Annotated in this window: 25 protein-coding genes; 17 read left to right on the forward strand and 8 right to left on the reverse strand. The window is 72.8% G+C overall.

The features are described from left to right. Positions 1–230 precede the first annotated feature (230 nt). From dnaK to ABEB06_RS19195, 6 genes are all read left to right on the forward strand, one after another. A complete protein-coding gene (dnaK, locus tag ABEB06_RS19170; protein WP_345698086.1) occupies positions 231–2075 on the forward strand; it encodes a molecular chaperone DnaK in 1845 nt (614 codons plus the stop codon). Continuing rightward, positions 2072–2659 carry a nucleotide exchange factor GrpE gene (gene grpE / locus ABEB06_RS19175; protein WP_345698087.1) on the forward strand — a complete coding sequence of 196 codons (588 nt, stop codon included), beginning with the start codon at positions 2072–2074 and terminating at the stop codon, positions 2657–2659. The genes dnaK and grpE overlap by 4 nt, the downstream gene beginning before the upstream one ends. Positions 2660–2779: 120 nt before the next feature. After that, positions 2780–3922 carry a molecular chaperone DnaJ gene (gene dnaJ, locus ABEB06_RS19180; protein WP_345698088.1) on the forward strand — a complete coding sequence of 381 codons (1143 nt, stop codon included), beginning with the start codon at positions 2780–2782 and terminating at the stop codon, positions 3920–3922. 7 nt (positions 3923–3929) lie between these two features. Continuing rightward, positions 3930–4439, forward strand: a complete 510-nt coding sequence (locus tag ABEB06_RS19185; RefSeq protein ID WP_345698089.1) for a heat shock protein transcriptional repressor HspR — start codon at positions 3930–3932, stop codon at positions 4437–4439. A 192-nt stretch (positions 4440–4631) separates the two neighbouring features. Beyond that, on the forward strand, positions 4632–5618 hold the full coding sequence (locus ABEB06_RS19190; RefSeq protein ID WP_345698090.1) for a helix-turn-helix domain-containing protein: 987 nt from the start codon (positions 4632–4634) through the stop codon (positions 5616–5618). A gap of 632 nt (positions 5619–6250) precedes the next feature. Beyond that, a complete protein-coding gene (locus tag ABEB06_RS19195; RefSeq protein WP_345698091.1) occupies positions 6251–6877 on the forward strand; it encodes a hypothetical protein in 627 nt (208 codons plus the stop codon). Between the two features lie 32 nt (positions 6878–6909). On the opposite strand, the gene ABEB06_RS19200 is transcribed toward ABEB06_RS19195, so the two are convergent. The 5 genes from ABEB06_RS19200 to ABEB06_RS19220 form a co-directional block, all read right to left on the reverse strand. Continuing rightward, on the reverse strand, positions 6910–7878 hold the full coding sequence (locus ABEB06_RS19200; RefSeq protein ID WP_345698092.1) for a LuxR C-terminal-related transcriptional regulator: 969 nt from the start codon (positions 7876–7878) through the stop codon (positions 6910–6912). Between the two features lie 103 nt (positions 7879–7981). Then, positions 7982–8263 carry a hypothetical protein gene (locus ABEB06_RS19205; RefSeq protein ID WP_345698093.1) on the reverse strand — a complete coding sequence of 94 codons (282 nt, stop codon included), beginning with the start codon at positions 8261–8263 and terminating at the stop codon, positions 7982–7984. 80 nt (positions 8264–8343) lie between these two features. Next, entirely contained in the window at positions 8344–8826 is a 483-nt protein-coding gene (locus tag ABEB06_RS19210) for a hypothetical protein (protein ID WP_345698094.1), read from the reverse strand. Continuing rightward, on the reverse strand, positions 8819–9796 hold the full coding sequence (locus ABEB06_RS19215; RefSeq protein WP_345698095.1) for a LuxR C-terminal-related transcriptional regulator: 978 nt from the start codon (positions 9794–9796) through the stop codon (positions 8819–8821). Before ABEB06_RS19215 ends, ABEB06_RS19210 begins: the two co-directional genes overlap by 8 nt. 705 nt (positions 9797–10501) lie before the next feature. After that, the gene (locus ABEB06_RS19220; protein WP_345698096.1) at positions 10502–11590 is read right to left on the reverse strand and encodes a TDT family transporter; all 1089 of its coding nucleotides are present in this window, start codon (positions 11588–11590) and stop codon (positions 10502–10504) included. 70 nt (positions 11591–11660) lie between these two features. Between ABEB06_RS19220 and ABEB06_RS19225 the strand changes: the two genes are divergently transcribed. Both ABEB06_RS19225 and clpB read left to right on the forward strand, forming a co-directional pair. Continuing rightward, positions 11661–12599 carry a LysR family transcriptional regulator gene (locus tag ABEB06_RS19225; RefSeq protein WP_345698097.1) on the forward strand — a complete coding sequence of 313 codons (939 nt, stop codon included), beginning with the start codon at positions 11661–11663 and terminating at the stop codon, positions 12597–12599. 71 nt (positions 12600–12670) lie between these two features. Further along, entirely contained in the window at positions 12671–15274 is a 2604-nt protein-coding gene (clpB, locus tag ABEB06_RS19230; RefSeq protein ID WP_345698098.1) for an ATP-dependent chaperone ClpB, read from the forward strand. Positions 15275–15341: 67 nt separating this feature from the next. Here clpB and ABEB06_RS19235 read toward each other — a convergent pair whose 3' ends face one another. Both ABEB06_RS19235 and ABEB06_RS19240 read right to left on the reverse strand, forming a co-directional pair. Further along, entirely contained in the window at positions 15342–16220 is an 879-nt protein-coding gene (locus tag ABEB06_RS19235; protein WP_345698099.1) for a hypothetical protein, read from the reverse strand. Continuing rightward, entirely contained in the window at positions 16217–16522 is a 306-nt protein-coding gene (locus ABEB06_RS19240) for a helix-turn-helix transcriptional regulator (RefSeq protein WP_345698100.1), read from the reverse strand. The genes ABEB06_RS19235 and ABEB06_RS19240 overlap by 4 nt, the downstream gene beginning before the upstream one ends. Before the next feature lie 267 nt (positions 16523–16789). Here ABEB06_RS19240 and ABEB06_RS19245 point away from each other — a divergent pair, with 267 nt between their 5' ends. The 7 genes from ABEB06_RS19245 (at position 16790) to pyrE (ending at position 23412) form a co-directional block, all read left to right on the forward strand. Further along, the gene (locus ABEB06_RS19245; protein WP_345698101.1) at positions 16790–17134 is read left to right on the forward strand and encodes a beta/gamma crystallin domain-containing protein; all 345 of its coding nucleotides are present in this window, start codon (positions 16790–16792) and stop codon (positions 17132–17134) included. A gap of 120 nt (positions 17135–17254) precedes the next feature. After that, positions 17255–17818: a type III secretion system chaperone family protein gene (locus ABEB06_RS19250; RefSeq protein ID WP_345698102.1), complete on the forward strand. Its 564-nt coding sequence runs from the start codon at positions 17255–17257 to the stop codon at positions 17816–17818. A gap of 116 nt (positions 17819–17934) precedes the next feature. Continuing rightward, entirely contained in the window at positions 17935–19095 is a 1161-nt protein-coding gene (locus tag ABEB06_RS19255) for a pyridoxal phosphate-dependent aminotransferase (protein WP_345698103.1), read from the forward strand. Positions 19096–19467: 372 nt separating this feature from the next. Continuing rightward, positions 19468–20079 (forward strand): DUF2617 family protein, encoded by a 612-nt coding sequence (locus ABEB06_RS19260; RefSeq protein ID WP_345698104.1) that lies wholly within the window; start codon positions 19468–19470, stop codon positions 20077–20079. Between the two features lie 79 nt (positions 20080–20158). After that, complete coding sequence (locus ABEB06_RS19265; protein ID WP_345698105.1) at positions 20159–21832, forward strand: spermine/spermidine synthase domain-containing protein; 1674 nt, start codon at positions 20159–20161, stop codon at positions 21830–21832. 110 nt (positions 21833–21942) lie between these two features. After that, entirely contained in the window at positions 21943–22836 is an 894-nt protein-coding gene (locus tag ABEB06_RS19270; protein ID WP_345698106.1) for an SRPBCC family protein, read from the forward strand. 39 nt (positions 22837–22875) lie between these two features. Further along, positions 22876–23412, forward strand: coding sequence for an orotate phosphoribosyltransferase (gene pyrE, locus ABEB06_RS19275; protein ID WP_345698107.1), 537 nt, complete (start codon positions 22876–22878; stop codon positions 23410–23412). An 82-nt stretch (positions 23413–23494) separates the two neighbouring features. Here the strand turns inward: pyrE and ABEB06_RS19280 are convergent, their stop codons facing one another. Next, positions 23495–24208 (reverse strand): DedA family protein, encoded by a 714-nt coding sequence (locus tag ABEB06_RS19280; RefSeq protein ID WP_345698108.1) that lies wholly within the window; start codon positions 24206–24208, stop codon positions 23495–23497. Between the two features lie 262 nt (positions 24209–24470). On the opposite strand from ABEB06_RS19280, the gene fbaA reads away from it, so the two are divergent. Both fbaA and ABEB06_RS19290 read left to right on the forward strand, forming a co-directional pair. Next, positions 24471–25493 (forward strand): class II fructose-bisphosphate aldolase, encoded by a 1023-nt coding sequence (fbaA, locus tag ABEB06_RS19285; protein ID WP_345698109.1) that lies wholly within the window; start codon positions 24471–24473, stop codon positions 25491–25493. 95 nt (positions 25494–25588) lie between these two features. Continuing rightward, a complete protein-coding gene (locus ABEB06_RS19290) occupies positions 25589–26002 on the forward strand; it encodes a DUF3151 domain-containing protein (RefSeq protein WP_345698110.1) in 414 nt (137 codons plus the stop codon). Positions 26003–26007 lie beyond the last annotated feature (5 nt).

The following is a 26007-nucleotide window of genomic DNA, read 5'->3' on the forward strand; positions in this document are numbered from 1 at the left end:
CGGTAACTTGCATGGCCGACGCGCCGGACATTACCGGTCGTTAACACTTCTTCTGAAGATGCTCAAGGTATGGCGGCAGTCACGTAAGGCCACACTCACCCGGTCGGACGGCATCGCGACATAAGCGCTCAGTAAAGTTGAGCGACACGGACTCATGGCTGTTGACGCTGTCCGGTCGGTCATGCATGCTTGAGTCCGTACAGCTCAACTTCTCCCCGGAGGTATTCACGATGGCACGCGCGGTCGGCATCGACCTCGGTACGACGAACTCCGTCGTCAGTGTTCTTGAGGGCGGTGAGCCCACGGTCATCACCAACGCCGAGGGCGCTCGGACCACGCCGTCCGTCGTCGCCTTCGCCAAGAACGGCGAGGTCCTGGTCGGTGAGGTCGCCAAGCGTCAGGCGGTCACCAACGTCGACAGGACCATCCGGTCGGTCAAGCGCCACATGGGCACCGACTGGAAGATCAACCTGGACGGCAAGGACTTCAACCCCCAGCAGATCTCGGCCTTCATCCTGCAGAAGCTGAAGCGGGACGCCGAGGCCTACCTGGGCGAGACGGTCACCGACGCCGTCATCACCGTCCCGGCCTACTTCAACGACTCCGAGCGCCAGGCCACCAAGGAGGCCGGCGAGATCGCGGGCCTGAACGTCCTGCGCATCGTCAACGAGCCGACCGCGGCCGCCCTGGCCTACGGCCTGGACAAGGACGACCAGACCATCCTGGTCTTCGACCTCGGTGGCGGCACCTTCGACGTCTCGCTGCTGGAGATCGGCGACGGTGTCGTCGAGGTGAAGGCCACCAACGGTGACAACCACCTCGGTGGTGACGACTGGGACCAGCGCGTCGTCGACCACCTGGTGAAGACCTTCCAGGCCGGCCACGGCGTCGACCTGTCCAAGGACAAGATGGCCGTCCAGCGCCTGCGCGAGGCCGCCGAGAAGGCCAAGATCGAGCTGTCCTCGTCCTCCGAGACCTCGATCAACCTGCCCTACATCACGGCCTCCGCCGAGGGCCCGCTGCACCTGGACGAGAAGCTCACCCGCTCCCAGTTCCAGCAGCTGACCGCCGACCTGCTGGACCGCTGCAAGGTCCCGTTCCACAACGTCATCAAGGACGCCGGCATCCAGCTGTCCGAGATCGACCACGTGGTCCTGGTCGGTGGCTCCACCCGCATGCCGGCCGTCGCCGAGCTCGTCCGCGAGCTGACCGGCGGCAAGGACGCCAACAAGGGCGTCAACCCGGACGAGGTCGTCGCCATCGGCGCGTCCCTGCAGGCCGGTGTGCTGAAGGGCGAGGTCAAGGACGTCCTGCTGCTCGACGTCACCCCGCTGTCCCTGGGCATCGAGACCAAGGGCGGCATCATGACCAAGCTGATCGAGCGCAACACCACGATCCCGACCAAGCGCTCCGAGATCTTCACCACGGCCGAGGACAACCAGCCGTCCGTGCAGATCCAGGTCTACCAGGGCGAGCGCGAGATCGCGGCGTACAACAAGAAGCTCGGCATGTTCGAGCTGACCGGCCTCCCGCCGGCGCCGCGCGGCCTGCCGCAGATCGAGGTCACCTTCGACATCGACGCCAACGGCATCATGCACGTGGCCGCGAAGGACCTCGGCACCGGCAAGGAGCAGAAGATGACCGTCACCGGCGGCTCCTCGCTGCCGAAGGACGAGGTCAACCGGATGCGCGAAGAGGCCGAGAAGTACGCGGAGGAGGACCACAAGCGCCGCGAGGCCGTGGAGACCCGCAACCAGGGCGAGCAGCTCGTCTACTCGACCGAGAAGTTCATCGCCGACAACGCCGACAAGCTCCCGGCCGACGTCAAGACCGAGGTCGAGACCGCCATCGGCGAGCTCAAGGAGGCCCTGAAGGGCGAGGACTCCGCGGCGATCCGCGAGGCCACCGAGAAGGTCTCCACCACCGCCCAGAAGCTCGGCGCCGCGCTCTACTCGCAGGCCGACGGCGCGGGTGCGGCCGGTGCCGCCGATGCCGGCGAGTCCGCCGCAAAGGACGACGACGTGGTCGACGCCGAGATCGTCGACGACGAGAAGCCCAAGGGTGGTGCGGCATGACGGAGAAGCCGCAGGGCGAGCAGCCCGGCGACGACTCCGCCGCCGAGGAGGCCGTCCTCAAGGCGGCCGAGGAGGCCGTGTCCGGTGCGGCGGGCGAGGAGCTCGCCGCCGCCAAGCGGGAGGCCGGCGAGCGCACGGCCGACCTCCAGCGCCTCCAGGCCGAGTACCAGAACTACCGCAAGCGGGTCGAGCGCGACCGGCTGACGGTCCGCGAGATCGCCGTCTCCAACATCCTGGAGTCGCTGATCCCGGTGCTGGACGACATCGGCCGGGCCCGTGAGCACGGCGAGGTGACCGGCGGCTTCAAGTCCGTCGCCGAGTCGCTGGAGACCGTGGTCGCCAAGCTGGGCCTGCAGCAGTTCGGCAAGGAGGGCGAGCCCTTCGACCCGACGCTGCACGAGGCTCTGATGCACAGCTACTCCTCGGAGGTCACCGAGGACACCTGCGTGCAGATCCTCCAGCCGGGCTACCGGATCGGCGAGCGGATCATCCGCCCGGCGATGGTCGCGGTGGCCGAGCCCCAGCCCGGCACCCAGACCACCGCGGAGCCCGACGCCGACAAGGCCGACGGCACCGAGAGCTGAACCAGCTGACCCCAGCTGACAACCCGTGCGCTGCGGAGTCGTACGTCGTCCAGTACGACGGCCGGCTCCGCAGCGCCGTATCCACGCACAGACGTCTCCGGGAGGTGGCGGTAACCAGCCATGAGCGCTAAGGACTACGTGGAGAAGGACTACTACAAGGTCCTCGGCGTGCCCAAGGACGCCACCGCCGCCGAGATCAAGAAGACGTACCGGAAGCTCGCCCGCGAGTTCCACCCGGACGCCAACAAGGGCGACGCCAAGGCCGAGGAGCGCTTCAAGGACATCTCCGAGGCCTACGACGTCCTCTCGGACGACAAGCGCCGCAAGGAGTACGACGAGGCCCGCTCGCTGTTCGGCTCGGGCGGATTCCGGCCGAACGGCGCCGCCGGCGGCTCCTTCGACTTCGGCGACCTGTTCGGCGGGGCCGGCCCGCAGGGCGGCGGCGGGCTCGGCGACGTGTTCGGCGGCCTGTTCAACCGCGGCGGCCGCACCGCCCAGCCGCGCCGCGGCGCCGACGTCGAGACCGAGGTCACCCTCTCCTTCGAGGAGGCGGTCGACGGCGCCACCGTCCCGCTGCGGATGACCAGCCAGGCCGCCTGCCGCTCCTGCGCCGGGACGGGCGCCAAGGCCGGCACCACCCCGCGGGTCTGTCCGACCTGCGTCGGCGCCGGCACCGTCAGCCGCGGCCAGGGCGCCTTCGCGCTCTCCGAGCCCTGCCGGGACTGCAAGGGCCGGGGCATGATCGTCGACGACCCGTGCACCGTCTGCCACGGCAGCGGCCGGGCCTCCTCCGCCCGCACCATGCAGGTCCGCATCCCCGCGGGCGTGCAGGACAGCCAGCGGATCAGGCTCAAGGGCAAGGGCGCCCAGGGCGAGCGCGGCGGCCAGCCCGGCGACCTGTACGTCACCGTGCACGTCGACGCGCACCCGGTCTTCGGCCGCAAGGGCGACAACCTCACCGTCACCGTGCCGGTGACCTTCCCCGAAGCCGCGCTCGGCGGCACCATCGAGGTGCCGACGCTGAACGGCCCCGCCGTGAAGCTGAAGCTGCCCGCCGGCAGCGCCAACGGCCTCACCATGCGGGCCCGCGGCAAGGGCGCCACCCGCAAGGACGGCACCCGCGGCGACCTCCTGGTCACCGTGGAGGTCGTCGTCCCCAAGCACGTCACCGGCGACGCGCTGGACGCCTTGGAGCAGTACCGCGAGGCCACCGCCTCGGACGACCCGCGAGCCGCCCTCTTCAAGGCGGCGGAGGGAGCGTGATCACCCCATGACCCCGACCCCCGACAGTCCCATCGGCCCCGGCCTCGGCGAGGGCCTGCCCGGCCCCGCCGGCCCGACCGCGCGCCGCGTCACCGCGACGGCGTACGTGCTCACCGAGGACACCCCGGTCTACGTGATCTCGGTCGCCGCCGAGCTCTCCGGCCTGCACCCGCAGACCCTGCGCCAGTACGACCGGCTCGGCCTGGTCTGCCCCGACCGCACCGCCGGCCGCGGCCGGCGCTACTCCGCGCGCGACATCCAGCAACTGCGCGAGGTCCAGCGGCTCTCCCAGGACGAGGGCATCAACCTGGCGGGCATCAAGCGCATCATCGAGCTGGAGAACCAGGTCGCCGCCCTGCAGTCCCGGGTCGCCGAGCTGGCCGACGCCCTCGACGGCGCCGCCGCCACCCTCCAGCAGCGCGAGGCCACCATCCACGCCTCCTACCGCCGCGACCTGGTCCCCTACCAGCAGGTCCAGCAGTCCAGCGCCCTGGTCGTCTGGCGCCCCAAGCGCTGACCCCCCGGTCCCGAGCCGCCGACGCCCCTCTGTCCGGGGGGTGCCGGCGGCTTGCCGATCCGTGAGACAGTGCAGATCACACAGTCTGACTATTCCTTTACGGTGCCTTGCCCGAGCGGAGTCCCCCGCGAAGGCATTCACCCTAAGATCACAATGGAGCACGACCCAGCCGGGCAGAGCAAGGAGCCACATATGAGTGGACGGGAGTCGTCCGGAACAGTCGGCAACACGTCGACGCTCTCGATGGAGGCTCGGACGCTCTACCTGAAGATCGTCGAGGACGGCGGGAAGCTGCACCGCGACACCGCCGTCTGCGGTGCCGAACTCGACGAACTCGTGCGGATCGGCCTGCTCGTGCCCGATTCGGACGAGCCCGGAATTCTGGTCGCCGTCGATCCCGCACAGCTGTCCGACAGCCTCAGCAAGGGGTGGCAGCGACAGGCACTGGATCTGCTCTCCCAGGCCGTATCCATTCCCTCGGAATTCCAGGAACTGGTCCAGGCGTTCCATGTTCCGGAAAAGAGCGGCGGGTCGATCGAGCACGTCCGCGGCAAAGTCCTGATCAATCAGCGCATCGCCCAGGTCGTGGCAGCCGGAATGGAAGAGGCCCTCGCCATGCAGCCCGGCGGCCCCCGGCCGCCCGATGTGCTCGCGTCAATGATCGAACGCGACCTCGACACGCTGCAGCGCGGTACCACCATGCGCACGATCTATCACGCCAGCACCCGCTACCACCAGCCCACTCGGGACTATGTGGCGACCCTCGCGAAGGCCGGCGGACAGTACCGGACGCTCGACGAGCCCTATACCCGGCTGATTGTGATAGACCGTCGAATTGCCGTCATACCGCTGCTCGACGACATGAATCTCGCGGTATTCATTCACGATCCCGCGGTGGTCAATTACATGGCCGAGGAAGTATTCGAGAAGTGCTGGAGCCGGGCACTCGATTTCGACGGCGACCGGGCCGTTCCGCAGCAAGTGGTGTCGCGACTTCGGCAGACCATCATCGACCTGCTGCTGGCGGGCACCAATCACCGCGTCATCGCCCGGAGGCTCGGCATCAGCGAGCGCACGCTCGCGCGGCACATCGCCGAAATGCGGGAGGACTACAACGTCGAGTCGCTGTTCCAGCTCGGCTACGTCCTGGCCCGCGCGTCACACGAAACCCCGTCCTGACCCAGCATCGGCTGTGGCTGCCCCGGCAGCTCCGCGCCACGCTTCCCGCGAGCGGAGACCGAGTCCCCACGTCCGGGCGCCACACCCGCCGGCGGTCGAGGTGCGACCTCAGGTCCAGGCGAGATCGTCGGCCGCAGCCGCCGCGGCCACCGTGCCGTTGGCCCCACTGTCCGCCAACTGCGCTCCACTCCCGGCCTGCGCAAAGCAAGCAACGGCCAGCGCAGCCGCGCCGACGGCAAGCGAGATGACAGCCTTACGGACAAACCGGTGCATGCGAGACATGCGCCCACCCCTTCCTTCAAGTTCTGCTGATCGGACTTAATCGGCAGTCCTAGCACATTCGTTCACATGATGCCGTACAAGGCTGGAAGGTGTCACCTGACGCGCTCGCGACGATGTGCGTCATCTCCCTGCCAGGCATCCACATGACACGGGCCAGACCTGGACGCAGCCTTGGCGCCCGATGGACGATCAGTTCGCGCTCAATGGTCTCGGCGAGACCACCACACTTGCCGATGTACCTTCAATTGTTCGCTCAGTAAAACATCTCGGCTCGTCTGTTTGAGCAGCCATCAACCGAAGCGCCCTCCGGCACCAGTCCCACCCGGTCGGCCATTCTCCCCGGAGTCGACATGAGTGAGCCCCACCTGCGTCAACGCGCGGCCCAGACCCCCGAGGGCCGGCGTGCACGTGTGTTCCTGGCCGCGCCGCTGATGCGGCTCACCGGTCCGGCCGACAGCGTGGTGACGCTCGCCAGCCGGGCGCGGCTGACCACCCTGCGCACCACGCTGCTGCGCAGCGGCGCGGCGGTCTACAGCGCGCACCACAGCGACGCCTGGACGGTGGCCGGCCGCGCGCCGGAGCCACGGGTGCCCTCGGACTTCCGGGCCCTGCAGACCGCCGACCTGGTGTTCGCGTACGTCGGCGCGCCGCTGTCGGCCGGGGTCAGCCTGGAGCTGGGCTGGGCGTCGGCGCTGCGCAAGCCGATCGTGCTGCTGGTGGACGAGGCGATCACCCACAACCCGCTGATCGCCACGATCGAGCAGGTCTCCCCGGTGCTGCCGCTGGTCTTCGACGACACCTGGTCGCAGGACGCGCTGCACCACACCGTGGAGACCGCGCTGGACTGGGCGGGCATGGCGCTCTCGCTGCGCGGCGGCTTCTGGACCGCCCCGGGCGACCAGTTCCCGCGCCCGCGTCGCGAGCCCCCGGCAGGCGGCCCGTACGGTTTCTGGTCCTCCGAGGTCGCGACCGGCTGACGGCCGGCCGGACGGCCGGCCCACCCGCCGGCTCAGTCCGCCGACGGACCCTCGGCTCCCCGCATCTGCCAGCCCAACTGGAAGAGGGTCTCGGCGTCGTAGAGCTCGCGCAGGCGGGAGATGTGGCCGGCGACGGTCCGCTCGCTCAGCCCGAGCCGGTTGGCGATCGCCCGCTGGGTCAGGCCCTTGGCCAGCAGCCGGCCGACCTGCTCGTGCACCGGCAGGCTCTCGGCGCTGTCGCTGACCGAGCCCCACTGGACCCGCTCCGCCCGCTCCCAGTCCCGTTCGAACACCCCGACCAGGAAGCCGACCACCGCCGGGTCCTCGATGAAGGCCGCGCTGCTGTTGTCGGCGGAGGCGGGGATGATCGCCACCCGGCGGTCGAACAGCAGCACCCGGGTGAACGGCTCGCTGAGGATCCGGATCCGCTCGCCCCAGTCGGTGACCTGCGCCGCGTAGCGGACGGTGGCCTCGTCGAAGCGCGCCGCCGGCTGGTAGAGCGTGCGCAGCCGGCCGCCCTGGGCGAGGTACTCGCGGGTGCGCGGCAGTGCGTACTCCAGGTGGTCCGCCGGCCGGGCCCCGCCGGGCTGGGCCGCCAGCACCTCCTCGCGGCACTCCGCCTCCAGCTGGACGATCCGGTGCCGGATCTCCCGGAAGTCGTCGATGTGCTGGATCTCACTGGAGCGGTCCACCTTGCGCGGGGTGGCGTCGTACGCCTCCGTCAGCTCGGCCAGCAGCGAGGGCATCTCCTCGGCCTGGACCAGCATCCGGGTGCCGGCCGAGCGGAGCTCGGCGCTGATCCGCTCGCTGACCGAGCGCGGGTTGACCGCGGTCAGCGATTCGTCGGCGGTGTGGTGGATCACCAGGCCGAGCTCGATCAGCCGCAGCACGCCGGCCACGTCCTGCTCGACCGCCTCGCGGAAGCCGACCCGTCCGCCCTGCTCGAGGATCGCCTGGTAGAGCTTGCGCTCCGCCTCGTTGGGCAGCGATCCCGCCTTCAACCCACTCACTCCGCACCTCGCATCTGCCATCCCAACTGGAACAGCGTCTGAGCGCCGTAAACGTCACGCAGACCCGCGATATGTCCTGCCACCGTTCGCTCGCTCAGCCCAGCCGGCCGGCGACCGCCCGCTGGGTGAGGCCCTCGGCGAGCAGCTGCCCGATCTGTTGGTGAACCGTCAGACCGTCCCGCTGTCCGAGATCTTCCCACCGGACCCGCTCGGCGCGCTCCCAGTCCCGCAGGAACGCGCTCACCAGCGTGTCGACCGCGGCCGGTTCACGGACGAACGCGGCGCTGCTGTCGTCCGCCGCCGCCGGAACCACCGCGATCCGGCGGTCGAAGACCGTCGTTCGCCGGAAGGGCTCGTCCAGGACCCGGAAGCGCATCCCCCAGCCGGTGGCCCTGGCCGCGTAGCGCGCCGTGTTGCCGTCCTGCTTGGCGGACGGCTGGTAGAGGACCGAGGCGGCTACTCCCGGGCCATCGTCCGGCGCGGCCGGGACTCGTCCGCCGGCAGCTCGGCCGGTCGGTGGCCCGGTCGGGCGGCCGGCACCCCCTGCCGGCACTCGGTCTCCAGCTGCAGCACCTGGTGGCGGATCTGGGCCTTCTCGTCGACGTGCCGGACGGTGGCGACGCGGTCCCCGGTGCGCGGGGCGCCGTCGTACGCCTCGGCGAGGTCGGCCGGCTCCTCGGCCACCCGGTCGGCGCGGCGCAGGCGGGCCAGGCCCTCGGCGCGCAGGCGGTTGCCGGTGCGCTCGGCGGCCGCCCGCGGGTCGACGGCGCCGAGCGTGCCGTCGGGGGTCCGGTGGACCAGCAGGCCGCGCCGCACCGGGGCGAGGACGGCGTCGGCGTCCTCCGGCACCGCCTCGTGGAACGAGGTCCGCCCGCCTTGGGCCGGCACCGCCAGGTACATCGCCCGCTCCGCCGCGCCGGGCGCGGCCCGTTCAGTCACGGCGGCTGCCGCGCATCAGCCAGCCGAGCTGGAAGAGCGTCTGGGCGCCGTAGCGCTCCCGCAGCCGGGAGATGTGGCCGGCCACCGTCCGCTCGCTCAGGCCGAGCCGGGAGGCGACCCCGCGCTGGGTCAGACCGGTGGCGAGCAGCCGGCCGACCCGGTCGGAGACGGAGCGGGTGACCTGACGGGCGTCCACCTGGTGCCACTGGACGAGGTCGGCGCGGGCCCAGTCCCGTTCGAAGCAGGCGACCAGGAAGGCGACGGCGGCCGGGTCGGAGAGCAGGACGGCGCGACTGTGGTCGTCGGCGGCCGGGATGACGGCGCACCGGCGGTCGACGATGATCATCCGCTGGTACGGCTCGTCGAGGAGGCGGAACCCGGCCCCGAGGGCGGTCAGCTCGGCGGCGTACTCGACGGTCATCGGCTCGCCGAGGACCATCGGCTGGTAGATGGTGCGGAGCTTCCCGCCGCGGCCGACGAAGGCGCTGTCCTGGGGCCTGGCGAGTTCGAGGCTGGAGGGGGGCCGGGGGCCGGGCTGGGCGGTGAGCAGCTCCTCCTTGCAGTCGGAGACGAGCTCGGCGATGCGGTGGCGGATCCGGTCGCGGCCTTCGAGGTAGACGGTGGGGCGGCTCTGGTCGGCCTCGCGGGGCATCGCGTCGTAGGCGCGGGCGAGGCCGGCGAGGGCGTCGGGCAGCCGGTCGGCGTTCTGGAGGAGGCGGGCCGCCCGGGAGCGCATGTCCGCGCCCAGCCGGTCGCCGACGGAGCGGGGGCTGACGGCGAGGTAGGCGGCGTCGATGGGGTTGGCCATGACGAGGCCGATCGTGAGCAGCTGGTCGATCGCGGGCCGGTCGGCGTCGGTGACGGAGGCGACGGGGATCCGGCCGCCCTCGGCGAGGATGGCGAGGTAGCGGCGCGCCGCGGCTTCGTCGGGGAGGCCGTCGCCCTGGTCGGTTGCGGGTTCGGCGGCCACGTCGAGCTCTCCTGCCGGTCTCCTCGGGTCTGTGCGCAGGACATGCTCTCAGCAGCGTCGGCCTGCGGGAACGCGGGAGGCCCGCGTCCGGGCGTGTTCCCCGGGGCCAGCGCGCAGTTGCACTCTGAAACCCCGGGGAACCCGCTCGGTTCACGCCGGTCCTGTGACGCTTTCGGCGAGGCGGAGCAGCAACGCCTCACCGACTCCGGTTCCGGGGGCCACCACCACACGTGGCTTCCCGGCCGGCGCTCTTCTTCCCCCCGGTCCGTCGGTGCGGGACGCACCTCTCGCACCCACGACGAAGAGCAAGCTCACTCCGGGCTGCGGCGGCCCGTGCGACCTGGCGTGGCACAACCCTCACAGCGCGGCGTCCCGCGGACAAGTGCTCTCCGGCTGCAGGTTCCCGCAAGTGCATGAACCTGCAGAGTGTGCGCGCGGCGACCTGCGGGAATTCCGATTTTCCGGAAGCACTCCCTGCCGCCTCACGACCATTCGGTCGACCGGCCGGAAGGCCATTCGAACACCTGGACAGTCATGTACACAACACCGAAGTGACCGGCCGCCACCAGGCATCCCGCGACCGGCCCGGCCCGGAGACCGTTCGGACCCCAGAATTTCCGAATTCTTCGCAGAACCATCGGAAACGGAATCCCGCCCCCCACCCCCGGCCCGTCGCCCCGGGTGGGGGCTATTGGGGGTGCCGGCTCACAGCAGCCGGCCGTCCAGCAGCCCCGCGACGGTCCGCGCGGCGGCCACCGCCCAGGCGCCGACCAGCAGCACCAGCAGCCCGGCGGCCAGGCCGGTGAAGCCCGCGAACCCGGTGTGCCGCTCCAGCCCGGCGGCGCCGGTCACCAGGGTGCCGAGCGGGAAGGTGAAGGCCCACCAGGTCATCGCGAACGGCATCTCGGCCCGCAGCGCCCGCAGGTTGGCGCCCAGCGCCACCAGCAGCCACAGCAGCGCGAAGCCCATCACGGCGACGCCGTACAGCACCGCGAAGGCGGTGGCGGGCCCGGCCAGCGCCGGCGCGGCGTTGCGGGTGGCGTCGGCCAGCGCGTTGGCGGCGGTGGTGGACTGCCCGAGCGGTCCGAGCACCAGGAAGAGCGAGGGGGTCAGCACCAGCGCGGGCAGCTTGTGGTGGACCAGCCCGGCGAAGACCACCGGCAGCAGCACCAGGGTGGCCAGCAGGCTGGCGCCGAACAGCGCGAAGCAGACGTAGAGCATCGCGGCCCGGGCCCCGCCCTCGGGCAGGTGCGGGATCAGCGCGGGGCCGAGCGCGGCGGCCACCATCGGCGCCACCACCGGCAGCAGCCAGGTGGGGTTGGCCTCCAGGACCGAGAGCCGGTGCCGGGTGATCATCAGCAGCGGGATGCCGGCCGCCACCGCGACCGCGTACAGGGTGCCGACCGTCCACAGCGTCAGGTCGACGGCGACGGCCGGGCCCTCTCCGATGAGCGGGGCGCCGACCGCCAGGGTGCCGTAGCCGACGGCGACCAGGGCCATCGGCGGGCAGCCGTAGAAGACCGCGGCGGCGGGCTCGTCCAGCAGGTGGCGGCGGGCGGCCTCGCGGTGCCGCAGCAGGTGGACGGCGCGGGCCGGGACCAGGACGGCCAGCGCGGCCAGGGCGAGCACCCACATCAGCTCCGCGAAGCCGGTCCGGCCGGGCACGTCGAGCGGGAGGGCGGCGGCGCCGTTGGCGACGATCGCGGTGCCCATCACGGTGGCGTACCAGTTGGGGCCGAGCCGGCCGAGGTCGAGGGCCGCGAACCGGGCCCGGGGAGCGAGGAGGAGTGCCATGGTTCCACCCTCGCGGCCCGCTCCGACCTGCGGTAGCGTCCGCCGGGCTATGAGGACATAGCCTGACCCTATGGCCCTCTCCCCGCACGTCCCCGAGCTCGGCGCCCTCGAACTGCTGCTGGCGGTGGCCCGGCTGGGCAGCGTCGGCCGGGCCGCCGCCGAGCTGGGAGTCAGCCAGCCGGCCGCCAGCGCGCGGATCAAGGGCATGGAGCGGCAGATCGGCGTCCCGCTGCTGGAGCGCTCGCCGCGCGGCTCCCGGCCCACCGAGGCGGGCCGGCTGGTGGTCGAGTGGGCCCGGAACGTGGTGGAGGCGGCACAGGCACTGGACGCCGGCATCGACGCGCTGCGCGGCAAGCGGGACACCCGGCTGCGGGTGGTGGCCAGCCTGACGGTGGCCGAGTACCTGATGCCCGGCTGGCTGCTGGCGCTCCACCAGGCCAGCCCGGGCACCGCGGTGACGCTGCGCACCGCCAACTCCTCGGACGTGGCCGCGCACGTGCTGGCGGGCGACGCCGACCTGGGCTTCGTCGAGGGCACCGGGACGCCCGCCGGGCTGGAGGGCGCGGTGGTCGCCGCGGACACCCTGGTGGTCGTGGTGGCGCCGGAGCACCGCTGGGCCCGCCGCCGGGCGCCGGTCACCGGCGAGGAGCTGGCGGCCACCCCGCTGGTGCTGCGGGAGCCGGGCTCGGGCACCCGGGAGGTGCTGGAGGAGGCGCTGGCCCGGTTCGGCGGGGCGGCGGCGCCGCGGCTGGAACTGGCCTCCTCGACCGCGCTGAAGGCGGCCGCGCTGGCCGGTGCCGGGCCGGTCTGCCTGAGCGAGCTGGCGGTCACCGAGGAACTGGCCACCGGCCGCCTGGTCGCCGTCCCGGTGGCGGGGCTGGACCTGCACCGGCCGCTCCGGGCGGTCTGGCCGTCCGGGCAGCGGCCGGTCGGGCCGGCCCGGGCGCTGCTCGGGCTGACCCGGGTGGACGTCCCGCGCGGCCCGAGAAGGAGTTCACCCAGAAGTTGAGTGGAATAGACTCAACTTAGTGCATGCTGTAGAGAGCAACAGTCTTCCCGATCGAAAGGGGTACGCCAGCAGTGGATGCCAGCAAGTTCACCAGCAAGACGCAGGACGCCCTGTCCTCCGCGATCCAGCGGGCCGGCGCCGCGGGTAACCCGGACGTCAAGCCGGTGCACATCCTGCTGGCGCTGCTCGACCAGCCCGAGGGCCTCGCCCGCCCGCTGCTGGAGGCCGTCGGGGCGGACGTCGCGCCGCTGACCGCCGCCGCCCGGCAGCAGGCCGCCGCGCTTCCCACCGCGCAGGGCTCCACGGTCGCCGCGCCACAGCTCGCCCGGGACACCCTCGCGGTGCTGGAGGAGGCCGGCCGGCGCGCCGCCGACCTGGACGACCAGTACGTCTCCACCGAGCACCTGATGGTCGGCCTGGCCGCCGAGGGCGGCGCGGTCGCCGACCTGCTCGGCCGGCAGGGCGCCACCGCCAAGGCGCTGCTGGCGGCGTTCAAGGACGTCCGCGGCTCCGCCCGGGTCACCTCGCCGGACCCGGAGGGCACCTACAAGGCCCTGGAGAAGTACGGCTCCGACCTCACCCAGGCCGCCCGCAGCGGCAAGCTCGACCCGGTGATCGGCCGGGACCAGGAGATCCGCCGGGTGGTCCAGGTGCTCTCCCGCCGGACCAAGAACAACCCGGTGCTGATCGGCGAGCCCGGCGTCGGCAAGACCGCCGTGGTCGAGGGCCTGGCCCAGCGGATCGTGGCCGGCGACGTGCCCGAGTCGCTGCGCGGCAAGCGCCTGGTCGCGCTGGACCTCGCGGCGATGGTGGCCGGCGCCAAGTACCGCGGCGAGTTCGAGGAGCGGCTGAAGGCCGTCCTGAACGACATCAAGGCCTCCGACGGCCAGGTGATCACCTTCATCGACGAGCTGCACACCATGGTCGGCGCGGGCGCCGGCGGCGACTCGGCGATGGACGCGGGCAACATGCTCAAGCCGATGCTGGCCCGCGGCGAGCTGCGGATGGTCGGCGCCACCACGCTGGACGAGTACCGCGAGCGGATCGAGAAGGACCCGGCGCTGGAGCGCCGCTTCCAGCAGGTGCTGGTCGGCGAGCCCAGCGTGGAGGACACCATCGCGATCCTGCGCGGCCTCAAGGGCCGCTACGAGGCGCACCACAAGGTGGAGATCAGCGACGCCGCGCTGGTCGCCGCCGCCACCCTGTCCAACCGGTACATCACCGCCCGCTTCCTGCCGGACAAGGCCATCGACCTGGTCGACGAGGCCGCCTCCCGGCTGCGGATGGAGATCGACTCCTCCCCGGTGGAGATCGACGAGCTGCAGCGCTCGGTCGACCGCCTGCGGATGGAGGAGCTGGCGCTGGAGAAGGAGTCGGACCCGGCCTCGGTCGAGCGGCTCGGCAAGCTGCGCCGCGATCTCGCCGACAAACAGGAGCAGTTGAGCACCCTCAACGCCCGCTGGGAGCAGGAGAAGAAGTCGCTGAACCGGGTCGGCGAGCTCAAGGAGCGCCTGGACGACCTGCGCGGCGCGCTCGAACGCGCCCAGCGGGACGGCGACTTCGAGCGCGCGTCGAAGCTGATGTACGCCGAGATCCCGGCCGCCGAGCGGGAGTTGACCGAGGCTCAGGACCGCGCCGCGGACGACCCGGCCGCCACCATGGTCAAGGAGCAGGTCGGCCCGGACGACGTGGCCGACGTGGTCGCCTCCTGGACGGGCATCCCGGCCGGCCGGCTGATGGAGGGCGAGAGCGCCAAACTGCTGCGGATGGAGGAGGAGCTGGGCCGCCGCCTGATCGGCCAGGGCGAGGCCGTCCGGGCCGTGTCGGACGCGGTGCGCCGCACCCGTTCCGGCATCGCCGACCCGGACCGCCCGACCGGCTCCTTCCTCTTCCTCGGCCCGACCGGCGTCGGCAAGACCGAACTGGCCAAGGCGCTCGCGGACTTCCTGTTCGACGACGAGCGGGCGATGGTCCGGATCGACATGAGCGAGTACGGCGAGAAGCACTCGGTCTCCCGCCTGGTCGGCGCCCCGCCCGGGTACGTCGGCTACGAGGAGGGCGGCCAGCTCACCGAGGCCGTGCGGCGCCGCCCGTACAGCGTGGTGCTGCTGGACGAGGTGGAGAAGGCCCACCCCGAGGTGTTCGACGTGCTGCTCCAGGTGCTGGACGACGGGCGGCTCACCGACGGCCAGGGCCGCACGGTGGACTTCCGCAACGCGATCCTGATCCTCACCTCCAACCTGGGCAGCCAGTACCTGGTCGACCCGACCACGCCGGAGGAGCGCAAGAAGCAGCTGGTGCTGGAGACGGTGCGCGGCGCGTTCAAGCCGGAGTTCCTGAACCGGCTGGACGACATCGTGGTCTTCGACCCGCTGGGCACCGAGGAGCTCAGCCGGATCGTCGACCTGCAGGTGGCGGCCCTGGCCAAGCGCCTGCACGAGCGCCGGCTCAGCCTGGAGGTCACCCCGGCCGCCCGCGACTGGCTGGCGCTGGCCGGCTACGACCCGGCGTACGGCGCCCGGCCGCTGCGCCGGCTGGTGCAGTCGGCGATCGGCGACCAGCTGGCCAAGGAGATCCTCTCGGGGCGGGTGCACGACGGCGACACCGTGCTGGTCGAGCGGGACGAGGCGCAGGACGGGCTCGGCGTCGGGCCCAAGCCCTCGCTGGAGAAGTAGCGGGCCCCGTGCGGAGGGCGGGCCGGGGTCTCCCGGTCCGCCCTCCGCCCTGCCCGGCCCGGCGCGCTCAGGCGCCGTTCTCGGCGAGGACCGCGGCGATCCGGTCGGCCCGCTCGCGCAGCTGGCGCCGCATCCCGGCGAGCTGCTCGCCGTGGCGCTCGATCTGCTGCTGCTGGTAGCCGGCCAGCACCGCGAACCAGATGCCGGCCAGGCCCGCGGTGGCGGTGCAGTCCGCGTCCGCCCGGGCCGCGGACAGCTCGTCGGGCTGCACCGAGGGGCTCCGGCGGTAGCGGGCCACCAGCGTCTCCGGGTCCTCGACCCGGAACCCGGCCCCGGCCATGCACTCCCGCCAGGCGGCGGTGGCCGCCACCACCCGGTGGTCCTTGCCGACCGCGACCAGCGAGGCGCCGAACAGCTCGGACACCAGCCTGCTCTCCGCCGACTCCGGCAGCTGGAGCCGCTGCAGGCCCTCCCGGGTGCACCGCTCGGTCATCGACCGCTCGGCCTCCGAGCCGGCCGGTGCCGCGGCTGCGGCGGCCGCGCCGGGCCCCTCCGCGGGCCGGGCGTGGAAGCCCTGGACGGCGGCGGCCGCGGTGCCGAGGTACCCCCAGGCGCCGCCCGGCATCGCAGTGTCGTTGTCCACGTCCGCCGGGGCGGACCCGCGGAACAGCGACGCCGGGTCGACCCGGAAGCCGGCGTCCCGCAGGCACTTCGCGGTGAGCGCCCGCACCGCCCGGAAGTGCTCCTCGGACTGCCGGTCGTCGCTGCGGTACGCGGAGAGCGGCAGCCCCAGCATGCCGCCCCGCCCGCTGGCCGGCGCGGCCGGCGCGGCCGCGATCGGCGGCGGGGTGACCGCACCGGCCGGCGCGGCACCCGGCCCGCCGCCCGACGCGCAGCCCGCGAGCAGCAGCACCGCGGCCGCGGCGGCCGCGAGCGCCCGCCTCACGCGTAGGCCTCCGTCCGCGGGCCGCCCGCCCGGTAGCGGCTGCGGGCCGTCCGGTCGCGCTGGATCCTGGCCAGCCGGTTGAGCTCCTCGCGCTGCTCCTCGGACAGGCCGAAGGCCTGCGCCAGCAGCCGGATGGTGGAGATCCGCGGGCAGGACACCCCCCGCTCCACATCGCTGATGGTGCGGACGCTGATGCTGGTCGCGGCGCCCAGGTCCTCCTGGGTCAGGCCGCAGTCGAGCCGGAGGCCGCGCAGCCGCTCCCCCAGGCCGCCCGTGCGTTCCGGGACCCCTTGCTCCGACACGTCTCCCCCCAAGGTGGCGTGCAGCGGCCCGGCGGCCGCTCCGGTGGCGCGCCGCGCCTACGGCGCGACTGTCGTCCGGACGCTAACGGCCCTGCCGACCCGGCTGCAACTCCCCTACCAGGCTTGGTCGGTGAGCAAATTCACGGCCCCCGGGGGTTTGTCCGGGGCAACCGGCAGTTCCTCCGGACAGGTTCCTGACAACTTCCTGGCGGCGGCCACCGGGCGCCACCCAGCATGGGGCGTCCGACCGACGGGAGGAGCACCACCGTGGCATCCGTACGCCGCCGCGCCGCACTGGTCCTCGCCGGTGCCGCCGCCCTGGCCCTGCCGACCAGCGACGCCTCAGCGATCAGCCGGGTCAGCTGCAACGGCCGCTATGACTTCGTGAACGTCTTCAACTACAACTGGAGCGGCCGCCTCTGCTTCGCCAACGCCGGGTACACCGGGGTCACGATCTACAGCGTCGACGACGTCTACTCGGGCAACAACGAGGTCTGGTTCTACCTGGACGGCGGGATCGGCACCCACCGGCTCTCCCCGTGGACCTGGCAGAGCGACGTGTACTACGACGCGGGCGCCAGGAGCACCATGCGCTGGATCCAGATCGGGTGATCACGCACCCCGGTGGTCTCTGTGCCGCAGGCCACGAATGAGGCAGGATGGAGGGAGACCCGAGGGCGGCCCCCGTCGCTGACAGCAGCCACCCTTGCGCACCGTGTGAAAGGGACCCCCGTGAGCATCGACCCGTCGTCCATCCCGTCCTTCGGCATGCCGCAGCCGCCGCAGGGTGGCGGCCAGCCCGGCGGCGCTCCGGCCGGTCCGCCGCCGGTGGTCGTGCCGGACCAGAACCTGGTGTCCCAGCTGCTCGACCAGATGCAGCTCAAGCACGTCGTGGACGAGGAGGGTGACCTCACCGCGCCGTGGGAGGGCTTCCGGGTCTACTACATGTTCCGCGGCGACCACAAGGAGCTCTTCGCGGTCCGCGCCTTCTACGACCGCTCGTACCCGCTCGAGCGCAAGGGCGAGATCCTCGACCTGATCGACGAGTGGAACCGCGAGACCCTGTGGCCCAAGGTCTACACCCACACCCACGAGGACGGCGTGGTCCGCCTGATCGGCGAGTCCCAGATGATCGTCGGCGCCGGCGTCAACCTGGACTACTTCGTCACCACCACCGCGAACTGGACCCAGGCCTCGGTCGGGTTCGAGCAGTGGATCGTCGAGCGCCTCGGCCTCCAGGAGGAGATCGAGGGCGAGGACGGCGAGAACGGCGAGGGCCCGGCCGACGAGGCCTGATCCTCCCCCGCACCCGCTGACGGGCCGCCCCGCACGCCGGGGCGGCCCGTCACTGCTTGTGACCGGACCCCGCGCGCCCGATGATGGTCTGCGACGACGAGGCATGAGGAGCCGGAATGAGCGCGAGGCCGCTGTTGAACCGCCGGTTGGCGGGCCTGGGGACGACGATCTTCGCGGAGATGTCGGCGCTGGCCACGTCCACCGGTTCGATCAACCTCGGCCAGGGCTTCCCCGACACCGACGGGCCCGCCGGGATCGCCCGGGCCGCCGCCGACGCGGTGCTGACCGGCCGCGGCAACCAGTACCCGCCCGGCCCCGGCGTCCCCGAGCTGCGGCAGGCCGTCGCCGAGCACCAGCGGCGCTTCTACGGCCTCGACTGGGACCCGGACACCGAGGTGCTGGTCACCGCGGGCGCCACCGAGGCGATCGCGGCGGCGATGCTCGCCCTGCTGGAGCCGGGCGACGAGGTGATCGCCTTCGAGCCGTTCTACGACTCGTACGCGGCCTGCATCGCGATGGCCGGCGCCACCCGCGTCCCGCTGACCCTGCGGGCCCCCTCGTTCCGGCCCGACCTGGACGAGCTGCGTTCGCTGATCACCCCGCGCACCCGGCTGCTGCTGGTCAACACCCCGCACAACCCGACCGGTCTGGTGCTCCACGCCGAGGAGCTCGCCGGGATCGCCCGGCTCGCGGTGGAGCACGACCTGCTGGTCGTCACCGACGAGGTCTACGAGCACCTGGCCTTCAGCGGCGGGCACCACCCGATCGCCGCGCTGCCCGGGATGCGCGAGCGGACCGTCTCGATCTCCTCGGCCGGCAAGACCTTCTCCTTCACCGGCTGGAAGGTCGGCTGGGTGACCGCCGCCCCCGCGCTGGTGTCCGCCGTCCGCACCGCCAAGCAGTACCTGACCTACGTCTCCGCCGGCCCGTTCCAGTACGCCGTCGCCGAGGCACTGCGGCTGCCCGACAGCTACTTCGACACCCTCCGCGCCGACCTGCGCCGCAAGCGCGACCTGCTCGCCGACGGCCTGGCCGCGGCGGGCTTCGGCGTCTTCACGCCGGAGGGGACGTACTTCATCACCACCGACATCACCCCGCTCGGCGAGAAGGACGGCCTGGAGTTCTGCCGCTCGCTCCCCGCCCGCTGCGGCGTGGTCGCCATTCCGAACGTGGTGTTCTACGACGACGCCGAGGCCGGCCGCCCGCTCGTCCGCTTCACCTTCTGCAAGCAGGACGCCGTCCTCGAAGAGGCCGTGGCCCGGCTGCAGCGGCTCTGACGTCAGCAGAACGCCCTTCCCCTTCACCCGTGCGCAGTAGCTCCGAAGGGATGATTCCGCGCCCGTCGGGTGGGGCGTACGACCCGCGCGCACGGCGCACGCGCCCGGGCGGAGGCGTGCGGTGGACAGAGACAATCCCGCCGATGATCACACCCAGTCGGACACTGCGCCCAGAACGGTGAATGCACGACAAAGATGGGTAAATCCCTGACGGACCCGGAGAATTCGTGCTTCTCTGCTGCTGAATCTCCAGCCGGAATCCTTCCTTCCACGGTCGGCCGCGTCCTGGACCGGACAGCCTCGAACAGCCTCGCCCCGCCGAGACCGACGCTGCCCGCAGGACGTGCACGGAGCTGAAACGCGGAGCCGAGCATGCTCACCACACTGCAGACCTCCTACACGGACACCCGCGCCGGCGACCTGGCGTGGCAGCTGGGCGGTGACCCGCTGCCCGCGCTGGCCGTCCGGGACCTGAAACTGGACGGCACGGACGGCCCCGACGGCGCCGGCGACCCCGGCTCCGACGGCGATCCCGACCACGACCGCGGGCGGATCCGCGGCACCCTCCAGCTGCGCCTGCTCGGCGCCTCCCACCAGGTGATCCTGGCGGCCGGCCCCGGTGACTGCCTGGAGACGGTGGCCTGCCTGCCCGGCCGGCGCACCCCGCTGCCCGCCCGGGTGGCCGAGCAGGTCGCGGGCTGGGAGTACGAGTTCGCCGCCCGGATCGAGGAGCTGCCGCCGCACGTGTTCGCCGCCCGCGCCCAGGAGCTGCTGGCCCTGGTGGAGGGCCATCCGCGCGGCCTGGCCGGGATCTTCCCGGGCGACCCCAGCGCCTTCACCGCGCTGGTCGCGCACTGCGAGGACCGCCGCGTCCTGTGGCGCACCTGGCACGCCTACCCGCAGGAGGGAAGACTGGTCTGCACCCGCTCCTCGCTGGTCCTGCGCACCGCCACCACCTCGGGCGACACCCTTGGAACCTGGTGACGAAACGTCAATGCAGCCACCGCAGTTGTCACTCCGACGGGTGCAGCTATCGGTGGCGGTTCTCACGTAGCGTCACGACATGATCAACCATCCGGCCCGACCGTCCGCTCAGCCGGGTCACGACGGCCCCGCGGATCCGCCGTCGCGCCCGCCGGGGCCGCCCGTCGGCGCGGTCCGGGCCGGCGGCGCCATACGGATCCCGCTGCGGCCCCGGGCCGCCCGGCTGCTGGTGCTGCTGGCCGCGTTCGTCTGCGCGGCCTGCGGCCTGGTGTACGAGCTGGAGCTGGTCGCCCTCGGCGGGTACCTGCTGGGCGACTCGGTCACCCAGACCTCCGTGGTGCTGTCCGTGATGGTCTTCGCGATGGGCGTGGGCTCGCTGCTCGCCAAGGGCCTGACCCGGCGCCCGGCCACCTCCTTCGCCCTGGTCGAGTGCGCGCTGGCGCTGACCGGCGGCCTCTCGGTGCTCGGCCTGTACGCGGGCTGGGCCTGGCTGGACCACCACCGCGCGGCGATGGCCGCGCTGGTCGCCACCACCTTCCTGATCGGCCTGCTGATCGGCGCCGAGATCCCGCTGCTGATGACCCTGATCCAGCGGATCCGGCGGGAGCACGCCGGCCGGGCCGCCGCCGACCTGTTCGCCGCCGACTACGTGGGCGCGCTGATCGGCGGCCTGGCCTTCCCGTTCCTGCTGCTGCCCGCGGTCGGCCAGGCGACCGGGGCGCTGCTCACCGGCGCGGTGAACGCGCTGGCCGGCGCCGCCGTGGTGCTCTGGCTGTTCCGCGCCGAGCCGCCGCGCCGGGCCCGCCCGCTGCTGTGGACCGGCTGCGGCCTGGTCCTCGCGGTGCTCGCGCTGGCCGCCGCCTGCACCGGCCTGATCGAGCGGGCCGCCCGGCAGGCGCTGTACGGCGGGCAGATCCGCTTCGCGGCGCAGAGCCGCTACCAGGAGATCGTGCTCGTCGGCGGCCCGCCCGCCGCCGGGCCGGCCCCCGACGGTGCGGCCGCCCGGGTGCCCGAGCAGCGCCCGGCCCCGCCGCTGGAGCTCTACCTGGACGGCCGGCTCGCGGTCTGCGGAGCCGACGAGTACCGCGAGCACGAGGCTTTGGTCCGTCCGGCGATGGCGGCCGCGCTGGCCGTCCGGGTGCTGGTGCTCGGCGGGGACGGCCTGGCCCTGCGCGAGGTGCTGCGCCACCCGGGGGTCGGCTCGGTCCAGGTGGTCGAGCTCGATCCGGAGCTGACCGACCTGGCCCGCCGCGACCCGGCGCTGGCCGCGCTCGGCGGCTACCCGTACCGGGATCCGCGGGTGCGGGTGACCGGCGCCGATCCGCTGGACTGGCTGCGGTCGACCGGGCCGCAGTTCGACGTGATCGTCTCGGACCTGGACGGCTCCGCGCACGGCGGCAAGTACCGCTCCCGGGAGTTCCTGGGGCTGGCCGCCCGGCGGCTGGCTCCCGGCGGGCGGATCGCGGTGCGCACCGGCCCGGTCGGGCCGCAGCTGTGGTCGGCCGAGGCGGGCCTGGCCGCGGCGGGCCTGCGGACCGTGCCGTACCAGGGCGCGGACGGCCCGGCGGGCTGCGGGCAGCGGGTCGAGCGGCCGGCCTTCGTGCTGGCCGGGCAGGAGCGCCCGCAGCTCGCCCTGGCGGCGGACGCGCCCGCGCCGCGCTCGCTGACCGTGGACGCCCTGCGCGGCTCCGCGGCCCGGCTGGCCGCCGCCCGGCCGCCCGGGCCGACCGCGCCGCACAGCCTGGTCGACTGAGCCCCGGCCGGGGCCGCCGCAAGCCCTGCGGTGGCCCGTCCGGGCGGCCGCGCGCCCCAACCTGACCGCAAGTCTCCGCAGTGGGCGCCCGGATGGGTAGGCTCGCAGGCATGGAGCATGAGGTTGTCGTCCCGCTGCCGGCCGAGGTCGTCCGGGAGGCCCTGCTGGACCGCGAGCTGGTGGCGCGCTGCGTCCCCGGCCTGAGCGCCATCTCGGAGGCGTCCTCGCCCGTCGAGACCGGCGGGCGGCTGCGGGTGCGGATCGGCGGCTCCACCATCACGTACGGCGGCTCGCTGTCCGGTGACGGCTGGGTCGGCGACGAACTGCTGGTCCGGCTGTCCGGCGAGGAGATCCGGGGCGGGGCGGCGGTCTCGGCGCTGCTGCGGATCACCGTGGCCGAGGCCCCGGGCGGCACCCGGGTCCGGTTCGACGCGGTGGCGGAGGTCGCCGGGCGGCTGGCCGCCTTCGACGCCGAGACCCGGGAGGCCACCGCGCGGCGGCTGCTCGACCGGGCGGCGGCGACGCTGGTCGAGGAGCTCACCGTGGCCGAGGAGGACCTGGACGGCACGGACGAGGACGGCGCCACCGTGGTCTACCTGGAGGACCGGTCGATCGGCGGCGATCTGGACGACGACCTGTCCGACCTGATCGCCTTCAGCGACGACGAGCCGGGCCTGCCGTTCGGCGAGCCGGACGCACTGCCCGTCCCGCAGCCGGAGCCGACCTACGAGTCCGAGCCGGTCCCGGTCGGCGGCCCGGTGCGGCGCTCGATCGTCGGCCGCTCCGCCGAGGAGGTCGACCACGCCCCGCCGCACGGCCGGTACGCGCCGACCCCGCCGTCCCACAGCGCCCGGGCCCGGGCCGCGTCCCGCTGGGGCGGCGTGGAGCCCACCCTGCTCTCCGGGCACCCCGGTGAGCGCAGCGCGATGCCCTGGGTGATCGGCGGCGGCGTGGCCCTGATCGGCGGCGCCGTGGTGCTGGTCCGCGCGCTGCGCCGACGCTGACGCGTCTCCGGGCTCCGGGCGCCCGTAAACTGGCTGCTCATGAGCAATGACCGGGACGCCCTGCTGGCGCAGATCAAGGACAAGGCCGTCGTGCACGGCAAGGTCACCCTCTCCTCCGGGCTGGAGGCCGACTACTACGTCGACCTGCGCCGCATCACGCTGGACGCCGAGGCGGCGCCGCTGGTCGGCAAGGTCATGCTGGACACGACCGCGGACCTGGAGTACGACGCGGTCGGCGGACTGACCCTGGGTGCCGACCCGGTGGCCGCGTCGATGCTGCACGCCGCCGCCGCCCGCGGCCGCAAGCTGGACGCCTTCGTCGTCCGCAAGGCGGGCAAGGCGCACGGTCTGCAGCGCCGGATCGAGGGCCCGGACGTGAAGGGCCGCCGGGTGCTGGCGGTCGAGGACACCTCCACCACCGGCGGCTCGGTGCTGACCGCGGTCGAGGCGCTGCGCGAGGCGGGTGCCGAGGTGGTCGGCGTCGCGGTGATCGTGGAGCGCGGCGCCGCCCCCGCGATCGAGAAGGCGGGCCTGCCGTACTACACCGCCTACACCCTGGACGACCTGGGCCTCTGAGTCCGCGAGCAGGCGCGCCCGCGCCGACGCGAACGGCCGGTGTTTCACGTGAAACACCGGCCGTTGCCGTCTCCCGCCGCGGTCAGCCCTTGCGGTGGCGGCCGCCGCCGACCGGCTCGCCGGGCTGCTCGGCCCCGGCGCCGGCCTTCTTCTTCTTCCGCTCGCGGATCACCTCGACGATGATCGGCGAGACCGACAGCAGGATGATGAACGCCATCGCGGGCAGCAGGTACTTGTCGATCACCGGCGCCATCGCGTCGCCGAAGAAGTAGCCGATCATCAGCATGGACTCGGTCCACAGGACGCCGCCGACCACGTTCCAGACGAAGAACTTCCGGGCGGGCATGCCGAGGGTGCCGGCCACCGGGTTGAGGAAGGTCCGCACCACCGGGATGAAGCGGGCCATCACCACGGCCTTGGCCGGGCCGAACTTGTCGAAGTACTCCTCGGCCTTCACCACGAACTCGCGCCGGAAGATCTTCGACTCCGGCTTCTCGAAGAGCCGCGGCCCCACCTTCGTGCCGAACGCGTGGCCCAGCTGGGCGCCGGCGATGGCGCAGATCGGCGCGCCGACGAACAGGATCGCGGCCGGCAGCCGGGCACCCTCGCCGAGCACCTTGTCCGCGGCGCTGGAGGCGGCGACGCCCGCCAGGATCAGCAGGGAGTCACCGGGGAAGAAGAACCCGACCAGCAGGCCGGTCTCGGCGAAGATGATCGCGAGAATCCCGATGGCGCCCACGGACGCGACGAGCGACTTGGCGTCGAGCAGGTTGACGGCTAGCTGGTTGTAGTCCACGGGCGCAGGATAGCGCTCCCCCCTTACGAGCGGCCTAAAGTCCCGCGGCCGACGGGACCGCGGCCGTCGCTTCCCCCGTCATCCGTCCCAAGGGGCGGGCCGCTGGGTGTGCGGGAAGGGCGAGTCTGGGAAGATGGCCCTGGTGTCCGGCCGGCGGTCGAGGACCACCCTCTTCTCGTACCGATCGCGCCCGTGACCAGAGGCGTATCGAGCAGTCGGACAGCGTCGTCCGATCGCCCCACACCGACAGGAGCGGATTCGCATGCCCATCGCAACCCCCGATGTCTACAACGAGATGCTGGACCGGGCCAAGGCGGGCAAGTTCGCCTACCCGGCCATCAACGTGACCTCGTCGCAGACGCTGCACGCCGCCCTGCGCGGCTTCGCCGAGGCCGAGAGCGACGGCATCATCCAGATCTCCACGGGTGGCGCGGAGTTCCTCGGCGGCCAGCACAACAAGGACATGGTGACCGGCGCGGTCGCCCTGGCCGAGTTCGCGCACATCGTCGCCGCCAAGTACGACATCACCGTCGCGCTGCACACCGACCACTGCCCGAAGGACAAGCTGGACGCCTACGTCCGCCCGCTGCTGGCGATCTCCGCCGAGCGCGTGGCCAAGGGTCAGAACCCGCTGTTCCAGTCGCACATGTGGGACGGCTCCGCCGAGACCCTGGCCGACAACCTGGCCATCGGCCAGGAGCTGCTGGCCCAGGCCGCCGCCGCCAAGATCATCCTCGAGGTCGAGATCACCCCGACCGGCGGCGAGGAGGACGGCGTCTCGCACGAGATCAACGACGAGCTGTACACCACCGTCAACGACGCCGTCCGCACCGCCGAGGCGCTGGGCCTGGGCGAGAAGGGCCGCTACCTGCTGGCCGCCTCCTTCGGCAACGTGCACGGCGTGTACAAGCCGGGCAACGTCGTGCTGAAGCCGGAGCTCCTGCGCGACCTGCAGGACGAGATCGGCAAGCAGTACGGCAAGGCCGACCCGTTCGACTTCGTCTTCCACGGCGGCTCCGGCTCCACCGCCGAGGAGATCGCCACCGCGCTGCAGAACGGCGTGGTGAAGATGAACCTCGACACCGACACCCAGTACGCCTTCACCCGCCCGGTCGTGGACCACATGTTCCGCAACTACGACGGCGTGCTGAAGGTCGACGGCGAGGTCGGCAAGAAGAACACCTACGACCCGCGCACCTGGGGCAAGCTGGCCGAGGCCGGCATGGCCGCCCGCGTGCTCGAGGCCGCGCAGCAGCTGCGCTCGGCGGGCAACCGCATCAAGTAGGGCCCTCCCGGTGCCCCGGACGGTCGGACCCAGGTCCCGGCCGCCCGGGGCACCGGCGTGTCCGGGCGGCGGCCCGGGGATGGTTGACTGGGGCCATGAGCATTCACGAGAACCTGCTCGGCGGCCCCCCGCCGACCCACCTGCCGGCCGAGCCCGGCCCGCTGGAGCTGCTGGCCTCTGGTGCCACCCCCGCGGAGGTCGCGGCCGCCTACCCGACCTCCTCGCTCGCCTGGGCGCAGCTGGCCGACGACGCCTTCGCGGCCGGTCGCACGGTCGAGTCCTACGCGTACGCCCGCACCGGGTACCACCGCGGGCTGGACGCGCTGCGCCGCAGCGGCTGGAAGGGCCACGGCCCGGTGCCGTGGGAGCACGAGCCGAACCGCGGCTTCCTGCGGGCGCTGCACGCGCTGGGCCGGGCCGCCGGCGCGATCGGCGAGAAGGACGAGGCCGAGCGCTGCACGCAGTTCCTGCGCGACTCCTCGCCGACCGCGGCGGACACCCTGAGCTGACCTCC

It is taken from the genome of Kitasatospora terrestris (assembly GCF_039542905.1).
Taxonomy (GTDB): Bacteria; Actinomycetota; Actinomycetes; order Streptomycetales; family Streptomycetaceae; genus Kitasatospora; species Kitasatospora terrestris.

Bases quoted from the DNA above. Each gene is read 5' to 3' on its own strand.
- dnaK (WP_345698086.1), top strand. From the start codon at position 231: ATGGCACGCGCGGTCGGCATCGACCTCGGTACGACGAACTCCGTCGTC.
- grpE (WP_345698087.1), top strand. From the start codon at position 2,072: ATGACGGAGAAGCCGCAGGGCGAGCAGCCCGGCGACGACTCCGCCGCC.
- dnaJ (WP_345698088.1), top strand. From the start codon at position 2,780: ATGAGCGCTAAGGACTACGTGGAGAAGGACTACTACAAGGTCCTCGGC.
- ABEB06_RS19185 (WP_345698089.1), top strand. From the start codon at position 3,930: ATGACCCCGACCCCCGACAGTCCCATCGGCCCCGGCCTCGGCGAGGGC.
- ABEB06_RS19190 (WP_345698090.1), top strand. From the start codon at position 4,632: ATGAGTGGACGGGAGTCGTCCGGAACAGTCGGCAACACGTCGACGCTC.
- ABEB06_RS19195 (WP_345698091.1), top strand. From the start codon at position 6,251: ATGAGTGAGCCCCACCTGCGTCAACGCGCGGCCCAGACCCCCGAGGGC.
- ABEB06_RS19205 (WP_345698093.1), bottom strand. From the start codon at position 8,263: ATGCGCTTCCGGGTCCTGGACGAGCCCTTCCGGCGAACGACGGTCTTC.
- ABEB06_RS19220 (WP_345698096.1), bottom strand. From the start codon at position 11,590: ATGGCACTCCTCCTCGCTCCCCGGGCCCGGTTCGCGGCCCTCGACCTC.
- ABEB06_RS19225 (WP_345698097.1), top strand. From the start codon at position 11,661: ATGGCCCTCTCCCCGCACGTCCCCGAGCTCGGCGCCCTCGAACTGCTG.
- ABEB06_RS19255 (WP_345698103.1), top strand. From the start codon at position 17,935: ATGAGCGCGAGGCCGCTGTTGAACCGCCGGTTGGCGGGCCTGGGGACG.
- ABEB06_RS19260 (WP_345698104.1), top strand. From the start codon at position 19,468: ATGCTCACCACACTGCAGACCTCCTACACGGACACCCGCGCCGGCGAC.
- ABEB06_RS19265 (WP_345698105.1), top strand. From the start codon at position 20,159: ATGATCAACCATCCGGCCCGACCGTCCGCTCAGCCGGGTCACGACGGC.
- ABEB06_RS19270 (WP_345698106.1), top strand. From the start codon at position 21,943: ATGGAGCATGAGGTTGTCGTCCCGCTGCCGGCCGAGGTCGTCCGGGAG.
- pyrE (WP_345698107.1), top strand. From the start codon at position 22,876: ATGAGCAATGACCGGGACGCCCTGCTGGCGCAGATCAAGGACAAGGCC.
- fbaA (WP_345698109.1), top strand. From the start codon at position 24,471: ATGCCCATCGCAACCCCCGATGTCTACAACGAGATGCTGGACCGGGCC.
- ABEB06_RS19290 (WP_345698110.1), top strand. From the start codon at position 25,589: ATGAGCATTCACGAGAACCTGCTCGGCGGCCCCCCGCCGACCCACCTG.